General features: G+C 36.9%; 15 protein-coding genes. 6 read left to right on the top strand and 9 right to left on the bottom strand.

The annotated features are described in order from the left end of the window. Nucleotides 1-19: 19 nt before the first annotated feature. The 4 genes from I6F54_RS00155 to I6F54_RS00140 all read right to left on the bottom strand — a co-directional run bounded on the left by I6F54_RS00155 (nt 20) and on the right by I6F54_RS00140 (nt 6,493). Entirely contained in the window at nt 20-631 is a 612-nt protein-coding gene (locus I6F54_RS00155; protein ID WP_197139313.1) for a superoxide dismutase, read from the bottom strand. 16 nt (nt 632-647) lie between these two features. After that, nucleotides 648-1,154, bottom strand: coding sequence for a hypothetical protein (locus I6F54_RS00150; protein ID WP_165740464.1), 507 nt, complete (start codon nt 1,152-1,154; stop codon nt 648-650). An 80-nt stretch (nt 1,155-1,234) separates the two neighbouring features. Next, nucleotides 1,235-1,717: a GNAT family N-acetyltransferase gene (locus I6F54_RS00145; RefSeq protein ID WP_165740462.1), complete on the bottom strand. Its 483-nt coding sequence runs from the start codon at nt 1,715-1,717 to the stop codon at nt 1,235-1,237. Nucleotides 1,718-1,729: 12 nt separating this feature from the next. After that, nucleotides 1,730-6,493 (bottom strand): PAS domain-containing protein, encoded by a 4,764-nt coding sequence (locus I6F54_RS00140; RefSeq protein WP_197139312.1) that lies wholly within the window; start codon nt 6,491-6,493, stop codon nt 1,730-1,732. 252 nt (nt 6,494-6,745) lie between these two features. Here I6F54_RS00140 and I6F54_RS00135 point away from each other — a divergent pair, with 252 nt between their 5' ends. The 5 genes from I6F54_RS00135 (at nt 6,746) to bfr (I6F54_RS00115) (ending at nt 12,177) form a co-directional block, all read left to right on the top strand. Then, complete coding sequence (locus tag I6F54_RS00135) at nt 6,746-7,621, top strand: cation diffusion facilitator family transporter (RefSeq protein WP_165740457.1); 876 nt, start codon at nt 6,746-6,748, stop codon at nt 7,619-7,621. 57 nt (nt 7,622-7,678) lie between these two features. After that, nucleotides 7,679-8,749: a PepSY-associated TM helix domain-containing protein gene (locus I6F54_RS00130; protein WP_197139311.1), complete on the top strand. Its 1,071-nt coding sequence runs from the start codon at nt 7,679-7,681 to the stop codon at nt 8,747-8,749. Nucleotides 8,750-8,821: 72 nt separating this feature from the next. Further along, on the top strand, nt 8,822-10,957 hold the full coding sequence (locus tag I6F54_RS00125) for a TonB-dependent receptor (RefSeq protein WP_197139310.1): 2,136 nt from the start codon (nt 8,822-8,824) through the stop codon (nt 10,955-10,957). A 272-nt stretch (nt 10,958-11,229) separates the two neighbouring features. Continuing rightward, a complete protein-coding gene (gene bfr / locus I6F54_RS00120; RefSeq protein ID WP_197139309.1) occupies nt 11,230-11,700 on the top strand; it encodes a bacterioferritin in 471 nt (156 codons plus the stop codon). Nucleotides 11,701-11,712: 12 nt separating this feature from the next. Next, nucleotides 11,713-12,177, top strand: coding sequence for a bacterioferritin (gene bfr / locus I6F54_RS00115; protein WP_024593101.1), 465 nt, complete (start codon nt 11,713-11,715; stop codon nt 12,175-12,177). 65 nt (nt 12,178-12,242) lie between these two features. On the opposite strand, the gene I6F54_RS00110 is transcribed toward bfr (I6F54_RS00115), so the two are convergent. Then, nucleotides 12,243-12,437: a (2Fe-2S)-binding protein gene (locus I6F54_RS00110; protein ID WP_002960627.1), complete on the bottom strand. Its 195-nt coding sequence runs from the start codon at nt 12,435-12,437 to the stop codon at nt 12,243-12,245. 483 nt (nt 12,438-12,920) lie between these two features. Further along, the gene (locus I6F54_RS00105; RefSeq protein ID WP_101164255.1) at nt 12,921-13,502 is read right to left on the bottom strand and encodes a helix-turn-helix transcriptional regulator; all 582 of its coding nucleotides are present in this window, start codon (nt 13,500-13,502) and stop codon (nt 12,921-12,923) included. A gap of 598 nt (nt 13,503-14,100) precedes the next feature. On the opposite strand from I6F54_RS00105, the gene I6F54_RS00100 reads away from it, so the two are divergent. Then, entirely contained in the window at nt 14,101-14,658 is a 558-nt protein-coding gene (locus tag I6F54_RS00100; RefSeq protein ID WP_165728421.1) for a TMEM165/GDT1 family protein, read from the top strand. A 61-nt stretch (nt 14,659-14,719) separates the two neighbouring features. On the opposite strand, the gene I6F54_RS00095 is transcribed toward I6F54_RS00100, so the two are convergent. The 3 genes from I6F54_RS00095 to I6F54_RS00085 form a co-directional block, all read right to left on the bottom strand. Further along, complete coding sequence (locus tag I6F54_RS00095; RefSeq protein ID WP_007581838.1) at nt 14,720-15,244, bottom strand: DUF6436 domain-containing protein; 525 nt, start codon at nt 15,242-15,244, stop codon at nt 14,720-14,722. Beyond that, nucleotides 15,228-16,694 carry a methyl-accepting chemotaxis protein gene (locus I6F54_RS00090; RefSeq protein ID WP_197139308.1) on the bottom strand — a complete coding sequence of 489 codons (1,467 nt, stop codon included), beginning with the start codon at nt 16,692-16,694 and terminating at the stop codon, nt 15,228-15,230. Before I6F54_RS00090 ends, I6F54_RS00095 begins: the two co-directional genes overlap by 17 nt. A gap of 148 nt (nt 16,695-16,842) precedes the next feature. Then, nucleotides 16,843-17,394: a hydrolase gene (locus I6F54_RS00085; protein WP_165728423.1), complete on the bottom strand. Its 552-nt coding sequence runs from the start codon at nt 17,392-17,394 to the stop codon at nt 16,843-16,845. Nucleotides 17,395-17,482: the final 88 nt, after the last annotated feature.

Genomic DNA, 17,482 nt, shown 5'->3' with positions numbered 1-17,482 from the left:
TACTAGCCATATTCGGCACTCAACCAATAGCCAATAAATAACGCCTTTGTACTTCTTTCCAATTAATTACATTATAAAATGCAGCAATATAATCAGGACGTTTATTTTGATACTTCAAATAATAGGCATGCTCCCATACATCAAGTCCCAAAATAGGGATATTTCCCTGCATTAAAGGGCAATCTTGATTAGCACTATTTTCTACAATCAACTTTTCATCCGGCGTTACACATAACCACGCCCAACCACTACCAAATTGGCTAATTGCCGCGGCTGTAAATTGGTCTTTAAATCTATCAAAACTGCCTAGTTGCTCATTAATAACCTGAGCCACAATACCTTCAGGTTCACCTCCTCCTTGTGGGCTCATTATCTGCCAAAATAAGCTGTGATTAAAATGCCCTCCTACATGCTCTTGTACTGCTTTTTGCAAATTACTAGGCAGGCTGTTTATTCCCTTAAGTAATTTTTCAGCATTTGCGGTTGCATATACAGTATCTGCTAAAGCAGCATTGGCTTTATTGATATACGTTTGATGATGCAATGTGTGGTGAATATGCATAGTTTTGCTGTCTAAATGAGGCTCAAGCGCATCGTATTCATAATTAAGTGCTGGCAAGGTAAACGCCATAAATTACTCCTTTATTTTAATGTAGCAGGCTGTTTGTTGAGTCTTTAGAGCATAAGCAAAAATTCACTTGCTCAATCAGTTCTGGAAAAGAAGGATAACGCTGTGCAAATGATACAAGTTCAGAGGAAGTTTTAATGTAATGATGCTTACTCACTTTTTGTATATCGTAATGAGTATGCTTAATTAATGAAGAGAGTGTTAAGTGTACTTCGCATAACCATTTACATGCATTTTCAGGCTGTTGCATAGCAATATAGGTATCAGCTAAATTATGTGAAGCAACAACAAGTGCGGGTATACAATGCTCAATAGCATGAATGGCATTATTATTAATCTGAGCGTATAAAAACTGCTGAAGGAGATGATCTGCGAGTGTTTTGGCTAATAAGTATTTATCGCGTGCTTCGAGTAAAGCACCTTGTTCAAATGCATAATTACCTTGCATTATGTTCGACTGCCAAGGGCTTAATGCTTGTTCAAGATAGAGTAGATCTGGCTGGGGCTGTTTTTGACTTGAGATCATATAATCATCTGCACATTTAATTATTGAGTGTGTATTTAACTTACACACCCAACAACGCAAATGCAAATGATTTTCATTAACTATTTAGCGAAATCTAATAATTCCTGCCCTGTTAAGCGATATATAATCCATTCGTTTTGTGGCTTTGCACCAATGCTATTGTAAAAATCGATAGCGGGTTTATTCCAATCAAGGACCACCCATTCAAAACGGCCACAGTTATTACTAATCGCATTATTAGCTAAGTGCTTCATAATGGCTTTGCCTGCACCATTGCCACGACTATCAGGGCTTACATATAAATCTTCTAGGTACAGGCCATTTTTACCTAACCAGGTAGAGTAATTATAAAAATATACTGCAAAACCAATTGGCTCATCGCCTTCTAAACAAATTATGCTGTGCGCGGTTGATCCTTCGCTAAACAAAGTATCTAGAATTGCTTGTTCATCTGTTTTTACCGCATCAGGTTCTTTTTCGTATATGGCAAGTTCGGTAATAAAGTGCAAAATTGTTTTTGCGTCACTTGGTTTTGCATCACGTATTATAACGGGTTTACTCATTGTATTTTGACCTTAAATATACAGCTCTAATTTATCTTTTAAAATATCTAATTGAATAGGTTTACTCAAGTAATCATCCATTCCAGCAGTTATACAGCGCTCTTTATCGGAGTCCATTGCATTAGCAGTGATGGCAATAATTTTTATATTTTTGTGCTGCTCACCCGCGACCCCTTCGCGTATAGCTGCAGTTGCCCCAAAGCCATCCAAAACTGGCATTTGGCAATCCATAAGTACAAGCTTAAAGAATCCTGAATCATGCGCTTTTAATATATCAATTGCCAATTGACCATTCCCGGCAATCGTAACGTCACAATTAAGCTTTTTGAGCATTAATTTAGCCACCTGTTGGTTAATGGGATTATCTTCTACAAGTAGTATTTGGGCAGATTCCTGCACCTTTTCTTTTTTAAGTGACGAAATATAGCCTGACGTAACAAGTGGAAGTGTCTCGCCTGCATCATTACTCGTTATAACCGACAGTGCAGAAATTAAATCGGCAGTGGTTACTGGTTTAGGAAAATATGCCTGAAAGCCAGCGTCAGAATAACGCTGAGCGCCTTCCATACCAGCAATACTAGTCATCATTACAAGTGGCATTGATTTATAATGTGCATGTGCTTTTAGTGCTTTACAAAGCTCTATGCCGTCCATTCCTGGCATTTGCATATCAAGCACTGCAATATCGTACATACAATTTTTGCTTTCATATTGCTGCGCGCACATATCAAGTGCTTGATGTGCATCGCATGCAAGCGCAACCTTAGCGCCCCAATGCTCAAGCTGTTGTAAAATTACTATCCGATTTGTTTCGTTATCATCAACAACTAAAACCGTTAACTCTTTCATATTAATATTAGGAATATAACGCTCTTTTTGATCGCCAGGGGTCAGCATTATAGTGGCAGTAAAGGTACTTCCTTCGCCGGCTTCACTACTAAGAGAAATTGCCCCACCCATTAGCTCACAAAGCTGCTTACAAATAGCCAGCCCTAAGCCACTGCCCCCGTATTCACGCGTTGTTGATGCATCTACTTGAGAAAACGGAGTAAATAATTGCTGCTGTTTTTCTAAACTGATCCCTATACCTGAGTCTTTTATACTGACAATAAATTCTAAGCCTTGAGCCACTTTATTAACTTTCGCACTTACAACAACCTCGCCTTTACTCGTAAACTTAACGGCGTTACTTAGTAAATTAGTAAGTACTTGGCGAATTCGCCCAGGATCACCGCATAACTGCGAAGGTTCAAGTGCAACCAAATCTAAAATTATTTCAATCCCTTTGTCTTGAGCTGTAAATGCTTGCGCGGCAGCAACTTCACCAATTAAATCGCGGGCATTAAAGTTAATTTCTTCAAGCTCAATTTTACCCGCTTCAGCTTTAGAAAAATCTAAAATATCGTTAATGACACCCAATAAAGAATGTGCACTTGTTTTGGCTATATCGACTTTAGTTTCTATTGGTTTAGGTAATGACTCTAATTGAACAAGCTCTAACATACCAAGTACACCATTCATTGGCGTTCTTATTTCGTGACTCATCGTTGCTAAAAATTGGCTCTTAGCAATAGCTGCATCCTCTGCTTTTACAAGCGCAATTTTAAGCTCTTCACTAATTACTTTTCGTTTTTGAGAAACCAACGTACTGCCCACTAAAGTAGCTAATGATCGAAGATAGGTTTCTTCACTTTGCGTCCAATAGTGGTGCTCGCCAACAGTTTCAGCACATAAAACACCTAAATTACCATCGCCTGTTGCTATAACAGCATCAAGTATTGATTTAATATCGAGTGGTTTTGCATACGCTTCTATAAAATCAACAGTGGCCGGGTGAGTATAAACATCATCAATAGCCACTAAGTTTTGCTCATAAATGGCGTTATAATATGCAGGATAGTCTTTAGCAGTTAAAACAGCATCTGTATCTACAAACCCTTGCCCATCTATATATAAGCTATGACACGCCATTGCGTCTCGTTGTTCGTTAAAAATCCATACCGACGCACGTGCAATATTTAGCACTTCACACATAGATTTAACCGCTAGCTTTTTAACTTGCTCTACATCACTATTTTGTACTTCAGGTGCAACCGTAAGCGCGGCTAAGTTTTTGTTATATCTATTGGCTTTTTCGCTTTCAAGTTCAAGGCGTTTATGTGCATCGATACTTTGAAATGAGCCAAAAACACGCACACATTTACCATCTTTAAACTCTGTTTGCCCCATCGATTTAACCCAGCGTTCTTGCCCAGCATAGGTTAAAATAATAAGTTCAACACTCCAGCTTTCACCTAATGTTACTGCGCATTCAAACAAAGTATTTATAGTATCTCGGTGCACTCCTGGTTTATAAAAATCAATTGCGGTATCAATACTAGGCTCAAAACCCTCTGGTACTTCGTGGATAACTTTAACTTCATCAGACCAATAAAGCGTATGTGCTTCTAAGTCAATTTCCCATGCACCAATCTGCCCTTGCTTACTCATTGACTCTAGCAAGCTTTGCTGACGATTTATTTTTAATTGCGTATTGTATCGCTCTGTAATATCTAAAATAAATCCATCTAAATACAAAACGTTACCAGTTTCATCGTAAATCGCTTGGCCTTTTTCATTTACCCAATGCAAAGAGCCATCGCGAGCTGTAATTCTATACTCAACAGACCATGACTGCTTAGCACTGGCACAGCGTAAAATTTCAGCTTTTATTTTTTTAGAATCGTCTTCGCATATTAAATCAAAAAAGCTTAGAGCATCATTGCCTATCAACTCATCAGGTGAATAGCCTGTTATCTCACTTGCTTGCTCACTCATATAAAGTGTGCTTAATTTATCATCAAATTTACACCGATAAATAATACCCGGTATATTTGATACCAAAGATGCAAATCTATCTCGGCTTCCTTGCAGTTCAAGTTCAGTTGCTTTTTTATCTGAGATATCTAAGTGAGTACCTATCATTCGCTTAGGCGAACCATCACTATTCCATTCAACCACTTTAGCTGTATCAAGCACCCACACCCAGTGGCCATTTTTATGCTTCATACGCGCTTCACTTTCGTAGTAATCTGTTTCACCAGCAAAGTGCGCTTTTAGCTTTAAGTCTGATTCAATTAAATCCTCTGGGTGAATAAATTTATACCAAGTTTGTATTGTACAAGGCTCTATTTCGCTGAGTTTATACCCTATAATTTCAGCCCAACGGTTATTTAAAACAGCTACGTTAGTATCAATATACCAATCCCAAATACCTACAGCAGTTGTATCTATCACTAACTGCAACTGTGTTTTATGCTGCTCAAGTTCTAGTTCTTGCAGTTTAAGAAATGTCATATCGGTACGAATAGCAATATAGCTTTGCGGTTTACCGCTTTCATCTAAAAATGGCGCAATGGTCGTATCTACCCAATAAAAACCACCATGCTTCGCTTTATTGCATATTTGCCCGTTCCATACATCTCCGCGTTTGAGGGTTTTATACATATTTTTAAAAAATTCTTTTTCGTGCTTTCCTGAATTTAAAATACGATGGTTTTGACCTATTAATTCATATTCATCATAGCCACTAATTTCGCAAAATTTCTTATTTACAAAAGTAATGGTGCCATGCAGATCAGTTACTGCAACAATGGCATGTTCATCTAATGCGCTTTTTTGCTCAGCTAATTGTTTTAATGCAATTTGAAGTGCAGAGCGTTGTTTTTGCAGTATGCTTTGCTGTTCTGCTTTTACGGCCACTAACTTACGCAGGCCTAATGAAAGCTGATTAAACTCTATGCTGTCGTTTATTATTGGCACTTTAACCACATCACCTTTGGTGATGTTTTCAACAATTTTAGCTAAGTTAATTAAAGGACGAGAAAGCCGACGACCAAACCACCACGACGACGTTAATATAAGTAGTAACGCCCCCATATTTGTTAATATAGCGAGCTGCTTATAATAATTAGACCCTTGCAATGCAACGTCTTTTGGTTTTGATACAAGTAATTGCCAACCAGATTCATTTAAAAACTCTAAAGAATTAATATACCCATATAAAGTGGCTTCATCTTTATTACTATAAGAAAAAACACGTTGTGTTGGTGAGCCATTCTGAGAGAAAAATAGTGGTTGGGCATCGTCTGTATTATTACTCTTTTGAATTTTATTATTGTGCATAACATAAAATGTTATGTCTTTATTAGCTGTGTGTATTTTACTTAGATTATTCAATAAGCCGTTTAAATTTATATCTGCGAGCAATATGGTTTGTAACTTATTTTCGCCATTTAATACCGGTAAACCAATAATATGATACTCACGCCCTGAGACAGTCATTGACTGAAATTGAATTTTTCCTGTATTTTTAATACCAGAACGAATGTCGTTAAAGCGTTGATCTTTAATAACATTAAAAAAGGGGGATGTGGGGAGTGAATTAACGAGGTCTACATCAATAAGCTCTACATTATTAACAAAGTCGTACTGCTCAACAAATTGACTGATTAATTTTTGCTTTTTAGCAGGGCTAATATCAAACTGTGTCCTGAGCAAATATAAGTCTTTAACATGGTCCGCAAACCAAATATCAGCAAATTGCTTACCTATATTATTGAGCTCGTTTAGTTCAGTGTCTGCATTTTGTTTAAGGGTGCGATTTACGTGTTCAAGACTAAACCACGTAAGTATACAAAGTGGCCCTAAGGCTATAATTATAAAGGTTATAATTAACTTACTTCGAACAGATTGTCCTTTACCTGTTAATTCACCAAAGTTTAAACCTTTGTCCATGCTTAATACCCAGCAGCTTTTAATCATTTAATATTACTTACATTAATGCACTAAATATATAAAGACGCAAGTTTTGAGCTGTAAACTCCTTAAAAAATCGACATTTAGCGTTACGATCTTAAATTCACGCATTCAAAAAAAGTACGTCTTTATTACTAACTTACAATTGCGTTCATTTACGCTATAACTCCTGTAGCTGTTTTAAATCACCCATGATATAAGCAATATTCAATCAAAGCATTTGAGAGCATTATGGCGCACGATCACTCACATAGTCATGTAGACGAAAACCAAAGCAATAAACAACTCACCGTCGCGGTTGTTATTAATGTATTGCTAACCGTAGCCCAAGTTATTGGCGGGATATTTTCGGGCAGTTTGTCACTTATAGCCGATGCCCTTCATAATTTAAGTGATGCTGCCGCTATATTTATAGCCTTGGTTGCACGTAAAGTTGGTAATAAACCTGCTGACGGCACTCATCACTTTGGCTATAAACGCGCTGAAATACTCGCCACACTTTTTAATAGCTGTACATTAATATTAATTGGCGTGTATTTAATTTTTGAAGCCATTTCGAGCTATTTAAACCCTCAACCAATTAATGGCTGGATAGTTGTGTGGGTGGCAGCAATAGCATTGGTAATCGATTTAGCAACCGCATTTTTAACCTACCGAGCGGGTGCAAATCACAGTATAAATATAAAGGCGGCCTTTATTCATAACGTATCTGATGCAATGGCGTCTATTGTGGTAATTATTGCGGGCACCTTAATTATTTTATACCAATGGTACATTGTCGATTTAATTGCCACTGTACTTATTTCTATCTATGTAATTTATCATGGCATTTTACTATTAAAGCAAAGCTGCAAAATTTTAATGCAAGCAGCACCCAATAACATCGACACACATGCTATATCGAATGCTATTGGTAGTGAATTTAATATCGAATCGGTAGTTAGCATTAAGCTTTGGCAACTAGACGATAAAGAAAACTACTGCGAGCTTGTTATTAGCACTCAGCAAGCAATTGATTTGCTAACCTTAAAAAGCTTTTTACACGACAATTTTAATATCGAAAACTGCATAATAGAAATCCAACCAAATACACAACTATTTAATTGAAAACAGCTCGTATTATCATTTACAATGTTGCCATTAACTCATAATGAGATACCGTTTTTGAAACTTTGGTTACGTAGAATTCATTTAGGCCTTGCCCTTATTAGCGGACTATTTTTATTAATAGTGAGTTTAACCGGTGCTGTTATGATTTATGCAAAAGATATACAGCACCTAATAGAACCAAATAAATGGCTCGTAACGCCACAAACAAACTTAATGCCTTACGATGTACTTATACAAAATGTACAAGCTCAAACTAAGCAAAAAATCACCTTTTTTATGCCCGAACAAGCGCCAAACGCCGCATGGCAATTTAGGTTAGCCAATAAACACTACGCGAGTGTTAATCCCTACTCAGGGAGTGTACTAAACGTCTATGAATCAACCGACACGATTTATGGGTTTGCGATGGGATTACATCGCTGGCTGTTGTTTGAAAACAGTAAGGGTGAAAAAACCTTTAGAAATTGGATGTCGGTGTGTGCATTGCTACTTTTAATCAATGTATTACTCGGCTTTTATTTATGGGTAAAGCCCAAAAACAGAGTTAAACGTTTAGCCATAAAACCCAAAGCCAAATTTAGAGTGCTCATGTATCAATTACATACCGTACTGGGTGTTTACTTTTTTATACCGCTGGTACTTATTGCCTTCACTGGCATGGCATTTAATTGGAAAACACAAACTCAATCGGTATTAGAATTTGTAACGTTTAATAAAGTAGAACAAAGGCCTAAAGCACCGAAAATAATACAGCCCTCTCAGGCTACTTTAGACTATAACAAAGCAATTAAAAATGCAGAGAACGTATTTCCAGATGGCAAAGTATATAGAATTTATTTACCTAAAAAAGCCGACGAAGCAATAGCACTGAGAATGCAAAACCCTGGCGAAAGCCACGCTTACAGTTGGGTGTGGACCAACCCATTTACTGGTAAAGTATTAAACTCATTTGACGCCAGTAAAACTAACTTCACAACACAAGCATGGAACTTTAAGTATAAGTTTCACATTGGTGATTTTGCAGGTCCTATAGTGCAGTTTTTATGGTTATTAATAGCCCTTTCACTCGCGTTTTTTATTGTAAGCGGTGTGTATTTTTGGTTAAAACGCCATAAATGGAAATAAATCTCATTAACACTTGCGCCATTAGTTGATAATAATTACCATTACGGAAATTATTATCAACTAAGACACCCCATGTTAAAAACTTCGCTTTGCCTTATTGCTGTTGCAATAAGTGCTAACACGTTAGCAAATGAAAATAATAAAAATGAATACACTTCTGATCAGTTAGAGCACGTGATTGTATCTGGTAGCCGAATATCAGAAAGCATAGACGAAGTACCTGCCTCTATTACCGTTATTAATCAGCAACAAATACAACAGCATTTAAAAGTAAGCTCAGAACTGGGAAGTTTACTCGCGCAAATGGTTCCAGGACTTGCCCCAGATACAGGCAGTTCAAGCAATTCAGGACAAACACTCCGTGGCCGTGCGCCTTTAATAATGATTGATGGTGTACCGCAATCAACCCCTCTTCGTAATGGTTCTTTAGGTGTGAAAACGCTTGATGCAAGTGCCATAGCGCGCATTGAAGTCATAAAAGGCGCAACGTCTATTTATGGTAATGGTGCCTCAGGTGGCATTATTAACTACATAACAAAACAGGCTCGCAGTGATGGTAAGCCTGAAGGCGAAATAAGTATTTCAAGTCGCTTTAGTGCGGTTAAATTAGCAGAAAGTGGCGGCGGTAGAATATCGGCAGCAGTAAACGGTAAGCTCGATAAACTAAGCTATCTGTTAACAGCAAGCTATGAAGAAAACGGCGTACAACGCGATGCAGAAGGCGATATTTTAGGTTTACAATATGGTTTATCCGACTCTGAAACGCAAAACTATTTTACCAAACTAACTTATGATTTTGACGACGAAAAGCAACTGCAGTTTAGCTATAACTTTTACAGCTCACAGCAAAAAACTGATTTAGGCGATGTTACTGGCGATGGCAATATAGGGGAAAAAACATACGCTATACACGTCCCCTTAGCGCTTCAAAAACAAGGTAAACCGCAAGGCCCAGAAGGCAACGAAAATATAACCCTAAAATATGTTGATTACGCGTTGTTTGAAAACACACAAATGACCCTCGATCTGTATAAACAAAATATAGAAAACGTATTCTTTTTCTCAACCGCTTTAGCCAATCTTGATGAAGGTTATAGCGGTGGTCAATCGGTTATTAAATCAGATAAGCAAGGTGCAAGAGCTACATTTAATAGCCAGTTTGATTTTGAAAACGTAACAGCCACCCTAATCTACGGTATTGATGCCTTAAACGATAAAACATCCCAACCTTTAGTAGATGGCCGTGTGTGGGTGCCAGAAATGGACATGGAAAGTGTGGCTGGCTTTTTACAAACCAAATGGGTAATAAGCGACGACATTATTGTAAAAGCGGGTGTAAGAAACGAAAGCATTGATTTGAGCGTAAGAGACTACCAAACGCTAAAACTTTGCAAAACCGCATCGCAATGTTCAGTACCATTAAATGTGCGTGGCGACACCATTAATTACGATGCAACAACCTATAATGCCGGTATTAAATATAACTTAACCGATGTCTTTAGCCCGTTTTTTAGTTACTCACAGGGCTCTGATATTTCTGATATAGGTCGCTTACTTCGCGCAGCAACCGTCGACGATATTGCGCTAATTCAAACCCAAGCTTCAATAATCGATAATTACGAAGTTGGTTTTACTTCACAGTTTGAAAACGTGCGTTTTGAATTTGCTCTTTACAGAAGTACCTCAGAGCTTGGTACAAGTAATGAGTATAATGAAACAACGGGTGTTTACGAACCTGTACGCGCACCACAAGAAATATGGGGTTACGAAGGGTTAGTTAATTACACTATTACCGAAGACCTTAAATTAAGCGCCACATACAGTTACGTAGAAGGTAAAAACACCGAAGCTGATGACTATCTAGGCGCAAGCCAAATTAGTCCACCTAAAGCAACAGCGAATGTAACGTGGCAAACAAATGACGAACTATCTCTTGCAATGAGCTTTTTATATGTAGGCGACAGAAAGCGTTTTGATAAAAATGCGCAAGGCCAATACTCGGGCGATCAGGGTCCTGTTAGTAGCTACAACACATTCAACTTAAGTGGCCAATACAATGTTAACGCCAAGTGGAGTGGGTATTTTGGAATAGAAAACCTATTTAATAGCGATTACTACCCTGCCCGCGCACAGGCTTACACCTACGGTGGATATAATATTAAAGGATTAGGAATAACGGCCACCCTAGGTACTAAATACCAGTTTTAATTAGTGATAGACTCAATAAATAGGCATCAGCATGCCTATTTATTTAAAAAGATAATATGAAAAGCAGTATCTCTACTTATTAATTATAAATACCTCTAGTAATCATTCTCAGATACTAATAAAAATAAAAAACTGTCCATAAACCAAGCAGTAACGCAAACTTAAATAAGAATCAAAACCAATAGTAACGCAATGATTTTTATAGAGAAAACTTGCAATATAAGCTATTTGTACTACACTGCATACAATTGAAATAGTTAAGGCGATTTATCATGAAAGGTAATCAAAAAGTAATCGATGCGTTTAATACATTGTTAGCTAACGAATTAGCAGCAATCGATCAGTATTTTATACACTCGCGCATGTATGACGACTGGGGTTTAAACAAACTATACGAGCGCCTTAACCACGAGATGGAAGAAGAAAAAGATCACGCAGACTGGCTTATTAAGCGCATCTTGTTTTTAGAAGGTGTACCAAATATGACTAAGCGCCGTGATTTACTTATCGGTAACGATGTAAAAAGCATGATGCAAAACGATTTAACACTAGAGCTTGAAGTAGTTGCATGTGTTAAAGATGTAATCGCAATATGTGAAAAACAACAAGATTATCAATCTCGTAGCATTTTAGAAAAACTGTTATTTGATACCGAAGAAGACCATGTTTACTGGTTAGAGCAACAACTTGGCTTAATTGATAAGATTGGTTCTGAAAATTATCATCAAGCACAAATGGCTTAGTAGGAGCATATTATGAAAGGCGATAAAGACGTTATTGCAGCGCTTAATAAAGTACTCGCTAATGAGCTTGTTGGTATTAACCAATACTTTTTACATGCACGCATGTTTAAAGATTTTGGTTTCACTCAACTAGACAAAGCAGATTACAAAGTATCAATTCAAAAAATGAAAAATGCCGATCGTTTAATCGAACGTATTTTGTTTTTAGAAGGCTTACCAAATCTTCAAGACTTAGGCCGATTACGTATTGGTGAAAACAGCGAAGAAATGATTGCAGCTAATATGAGTTTTGAACTTGATACTATTGGCGAGTTGCAAAGCGCAGTAAAACTGGCTGAAAGCAAAAAAGATTACATTACCCGCGAAGCCCTTGATCACATTTTAAATGAGCAAGAAGAGCAAATTGATTGGTTAGAAACCCAACAATTGCTTATTAAAAATACGGGTATTAAAAACTACTTGCAGTCTCAACTGTAAATAGTAACAAGCATAAAAAAAGCAGCTAAAAAGCTGCTTTTTTTATATCTGAATTTTATATGTAATTAAGCAACTTGATCCGTTACATCCGCAATTTGAATAAGTCTGCGATTAAGGATCTTTTTAGTACAACCACAACACTTACCGCATTGGCTGCCTACTTTAAGCTCTTTAGTTAATTCACGCATGGTCGTTGCACCATCGTCAATTGTTTGCTCAATTTTTTTATCAGTCACACCGTGACATAGACAAATATACATGAATACAAACCACTCTCAATTTCATTTAGTGCGTACATACTAATCTAAACGAAAATGGTTATCAATTGTTATTTAACTAATATGTATTATTTTAAACTTTTTTTGGCCAGTGCCACTTAAATTGAGAATTCGCGACAGCTTTAAAAAACTAAACTAAATTCAGCTAAAGTATAGTGCATAAATTGAGCATTGTTAATTAGAGCCTACCTTAAATGTAAGTAAAATTAGGTTTAGCTAAATATTTTAATAGTTGAATGGTTGAATGGTTGAATGGTTGAAAATTAATTACATTAAGGCTTTAAAAACCTTAATGTATAAATACGGAATTTACGGGTCGGTTATTTCCGATTTATGCCAGTGCAGATCGGATAAGCGAAGCGCCATCCGACACAGTAAAATACCTTGTCAATTATTATCAACATCTTATGTTGTCGAATGGCCGGAGATGGATGGTCGCAACCTTAGACACTTATTAGCAGTATATTAGTCAGTGTTAGTAAATTTTGCATAATTAGTAGTGATTTTCGTTCCTTTTTCAGTTTTTGTTATTATTGCTTTTTCAATAAAAACAACTGAGTTACCCAAATAGATCTTTACACTACCACTGGCTATTTCCGGTGTAGCTGTTTCCCACTTTGAATCAACTAACACTTCATAAGTAAGAGTTTTTGGCAAGAAAATCTCTACATTGTTACTGTAAACTCGATAATCATTATTTTTAGATGTTGTAACTTTATCTGAGTGTATCTTAATATCTGATGCCATTGTAGATGGCACTAGAAATAAAACACTACTGAAAATGGCTGCAATCATTGAAGATAACACTGCTATTTTGGATTTAGAGTGATTTTTCTTTAATGGGATTTCAGGCTGGAATAACTTAGTAACATCTAGCTCAAAACAGGAAGCTAATGCTTTAACAGTTTCCAATGAACCTGAACCATTATTTTCTACTCTTTGAATGGTTCTTAAACTTACAGCACTAACATCAGCTAAATGTTGCTGACTCCAAGCTCTGACTTTACGTTCTTCTATAATTTTTTTAGCGTTTAGTTTCATTTCCATTTGTATTTCTCACATGAATATATTGAAGCTATATCCTGTTCAAAAACTCCTTTTTTGTATACGACACATTTGCGTCACCTTAACGACAGGTCAATGCCATACTGCTAACAGCTTTATCAAAGGTTCCCTATCTTAGAGCGAAAACGTCCTTATTTCATGAGCTTCTATTATTATCAAATAGTGTAAATTATTACCAGCTATAAATATTATGCTTACTGTAGTTTATTTACACATATGAAAAAGGAGATAGTTTCCTTTTATTCTTACTAAGTTAATGACAACTCACCTGAGTGACGGCTTATCGCCCTTTCCTGACTATCAACTAATTGCCAAAAGCTAACTTTATTACTCCCGAATAAATTAACTATATTCGATTCTTAATATTTACCACGCAAAAGTTTTGTGGAATAATGCCCGCCTCTTAGGGGAGTAGCCCGCTCAGTAATGAGTAAACTTATCAACATAATTGCACCTCATGTGCATGGTAAGTTTGTAATGTTGTAGCAAGCGTTATCGGCGAGACCTAGGTAGACACTATCCTCATGGCGGGAGATAGTTGTTTGCCTTGGTTTAGTATTCCCGCCTGTAAGAATCAATAATGGAAGTTTTTTTAACCTCAACCGTCACTGTCACACTTGCCGAAATAGGCGACAAAACTCAGCTTTTATCACTCCTATTAGCAGCCCGTTTTCGTAATAAAAGCGCGCTTATTCTTGGTATTTTAGCCGCAACCTTACTCAATCATGGTTTATCAGCGTGGTTTGGACAGTGGTTAAGTAATAGTTTTTCTTCTGAATATTTGCCTTGGCTTGTAAACATCAGCTTTATTGTTGTTGGCCTTTGGCTATTAGTTCCAGACAAAGACGAAGCTGTAAGTAGTAAATACGATAGCTACGGGGCTTTTTTAGTCGCTTTTGTATTATTTTTTATTGCAGAAATTGGTGATAAAACACAAATAGCGACGGTGTTGTTAGGGGCACAATATCAGTCTGTGTTTTGGGTAACGGTAGGAACCACATTAGGTATGCTAATTGCTAACGTGCCTGTCATATACGCTGGTAATGCATTACTAAAAAGAATATCTCTAAACACCGTACGTGCTATTGCGGCTTGTGTGTTTGTGTCATTAGGTATTTATGGCTTAGTTACAATTTAATCAATATTTAAGCTCGCAACTGTTGATTTAAGTGCGAGCTTTAGTTTTTCCTGCACGTTGTTTATGCATTATTTACACAGTAACATCCCTTGGTTTGTGTAATTAAGAGGTTTGAGTTAAAACCAGCAGCTAAATTAGTGACCGCAGTTTCAACAAAACCACTTCCTTGGGCACAAGCTAACCCTTCAGAGAGCGGCCCAGCATAAACAAACTCACCGTTTTTATTAATAATAACGGCGGCAGGCGTTGCCGGAATAACGTGTTTAAGCTTTGGTGTTAATTCAACTTGTACAACCTTCATAGCTTTATTGGCAGCAAAAGAGGTTAACGATGAAATATGCGGCTTAGCTTGTATAGTACACCCGCATTTTTTTTCTGTTATAAGCACTAAAGACGGCTCACCAGTATCAACCCAATCCAATTGCTTTTTAAAGTTATTAAACCAGTGTTTTTGCAATAAAACTTTTGAGCTATCAAACGGTTTAAGCTGCTCTAATTGAAAATAAACTAACCCTGCAACAACACAAATAAGCCATGTAGCTATAAGCGAAAATACGAAAGTGTTAGATTTATTTAAACTTGGCAATGCTTTGCTCTAACACATCAATACTTACATCGATTAACTGCACCTTAGCGGTTAACTGCTGCACTATTTGCGTATCTTGGTACTGATTTTGGCGCATAGTATCAGTACTGCTTGCTATTAATTCAGTATTACCTGCCTGCTCAGCTACAACTTGTGCAACTGAATCAGAGCTTGAAGATACTGCGGCTATTTGCTCGCTCATTGCTGAAATATTCTCTTTCATTGCAGCACTAATACTTGTTAAATCGACTACAAAATTCACACACTGACTCATTGATTGTGTTGACGTTTTACTATTATTAACAAGATCTTTTAATGTTAGACTAATTTTATCTGTTGTTGCTTTACTATGGTTAGCTAAAGATCTTACCTCATCAGCAACGACAGCAAAACCTCGACCATGTTCGCCTGCACGGGCAGCTTCAATAGCGGCATTTAAAGCAAGTAAGTTTGTTTGCTCAGCAATACCTGATATCTCATTAAGAAGACCTGAAATAACATCGCCCGCTGCCACTAAGTGGTTTATTTTTTCTTCGGTATGGTTAAGTAGTGTTAACAACTCTCTACTTTTAGCGTCTGTTTGAAGCACTTCTTTTAATGCATCACCTGCAGATTGTGTAATGTGATCAACTTGGCGCTTAAGTACCTCACTTTCTTCTTCTACAAGTTTAAAACCATTAGCAACTTGAGCGCCAGAATTAGCAATATCATCAGTTTGTTGTGTACGCTGCACTGCACCACCGGCCAGCTGATCATGAACATGTATAAGCTCTTGTGAGTTTTTTTGCAGTGATTCTGATTGAGTTTGTACCTGTTTAATAACATCAGATAAGTAATCTAGTAACGTGTTAAACCCTGTTACAGCCTCACTTTTAGTGTCATCAGCACGAAGAGAGAGTTTAATGTTTTCAGGGTCTTTCATTATTTGATCTGTCGCATAACTTAAAGATAAGCCAGCACGACGTTCGCGTTGCAACATTACGGCAATGTAGCCTGCAACTAACACTTCAACTATTGCGTATCCAGCATGAATAAGCACCGTAGTAAAAGCAAGCCTATCAGGGTCAAATACATAAAATCCTGTATTTTGAGTTTGTAAATAATAAAAAGATAAATGATGAACAGCTACAAATACAATTGTAGTAATAAACACTCGCCACTGTACAAAAACAATTAACATGGGCATTAAAATAAATATTTCAAAATGGACTTCAATCAACCCAAAAGTTTGTTGAATGTGCAAAAAAGAAAACATCATTATGGCGGCAGCTACCACATGCGGGGTAACAGGACTATCCCCTTGTGTGTTTAAAAGCCATATAGGTAATAAACACAATGGCAAACCTATCATAAAGGCCTGCGCTAATGTGTCGAAATACAAGCCAATAGCGATAGATTCGACAAACAAAAGACTAAAAATAATTGTAAATAACCGGCCAATACTAGACATAAGAACCTTAAAATTGTTGTTTGCATTGTTGTTTTATAAAGCAGTCTGCAATATACGTATCAAAACGAGTTTCAGTTTACTGAACACAATAATAAACTACCGACACGTCAAAAAATAATACATTTAATTTACATTATATACATGCGGTCTACTTAATTATAGGCAGTATTTTTTTAAACGTAGGCGTTGCTGCTTTTTTTGTCCATTGAAAAACAACTATTTCAGCGCATGAAATTACCGAACCAGCTTGGCGTAGCTGTTCAATCGCCAAATTTTTATGTTGCGGATTTCTCGAGCCAACTCCGTCGTGTACGATAATAACTTCAAAACCATTTTCTATTAAATCTAAGCATGTTTGTAAAACACACACATGCGCTTCAGTGCCAACAACAACAACTTGCTTTTTACCATAGCTTTTTAACTTATCAACAAAGCCAGGCTCTGCACACGCACTAAAGTACGTTTTATGAAAATACGTAGCATTAGGTAACGTATTTTTAATTTGCTGATTAGTCTCGCCCAACCCCTTGACATATTGCTCGGTTATTAAGACTGGGACGCCGTGAATAATACCCGCCTGCGCTAACTGCAATGTACTTTTTAAAATATTCGGAAAGTCTTTAATTGCAGGAGCAAGCAACTCTTGTAAGTCTATTATTAATAACACGCTATTTTTTGCATCAATATTAGATAAAACCACTATACTCTCCTTATGAATATTAACTGTTATCTATATAGATTAGCTCACTATTTGAAAATAGAGCTTTTAACTTTACGTATATTATTTG

The sequence above is a fragment of the Pseudoalteromonas sp. SWXJZ10B genome (assembly GCF_015864475.1).
GTDB lineage: Bacteria > Pseudomonadota > Gammaproteobacteria > Enterobacterales > Alteromonadaceae > Pseudoalteromonas > Pseudoalteromonas arctica.
The sequence above is the reverse complement of the archived record's forward strand: the minus strand, read 5'-3'. Positions and strand labels throughout refer to the sequence as shown.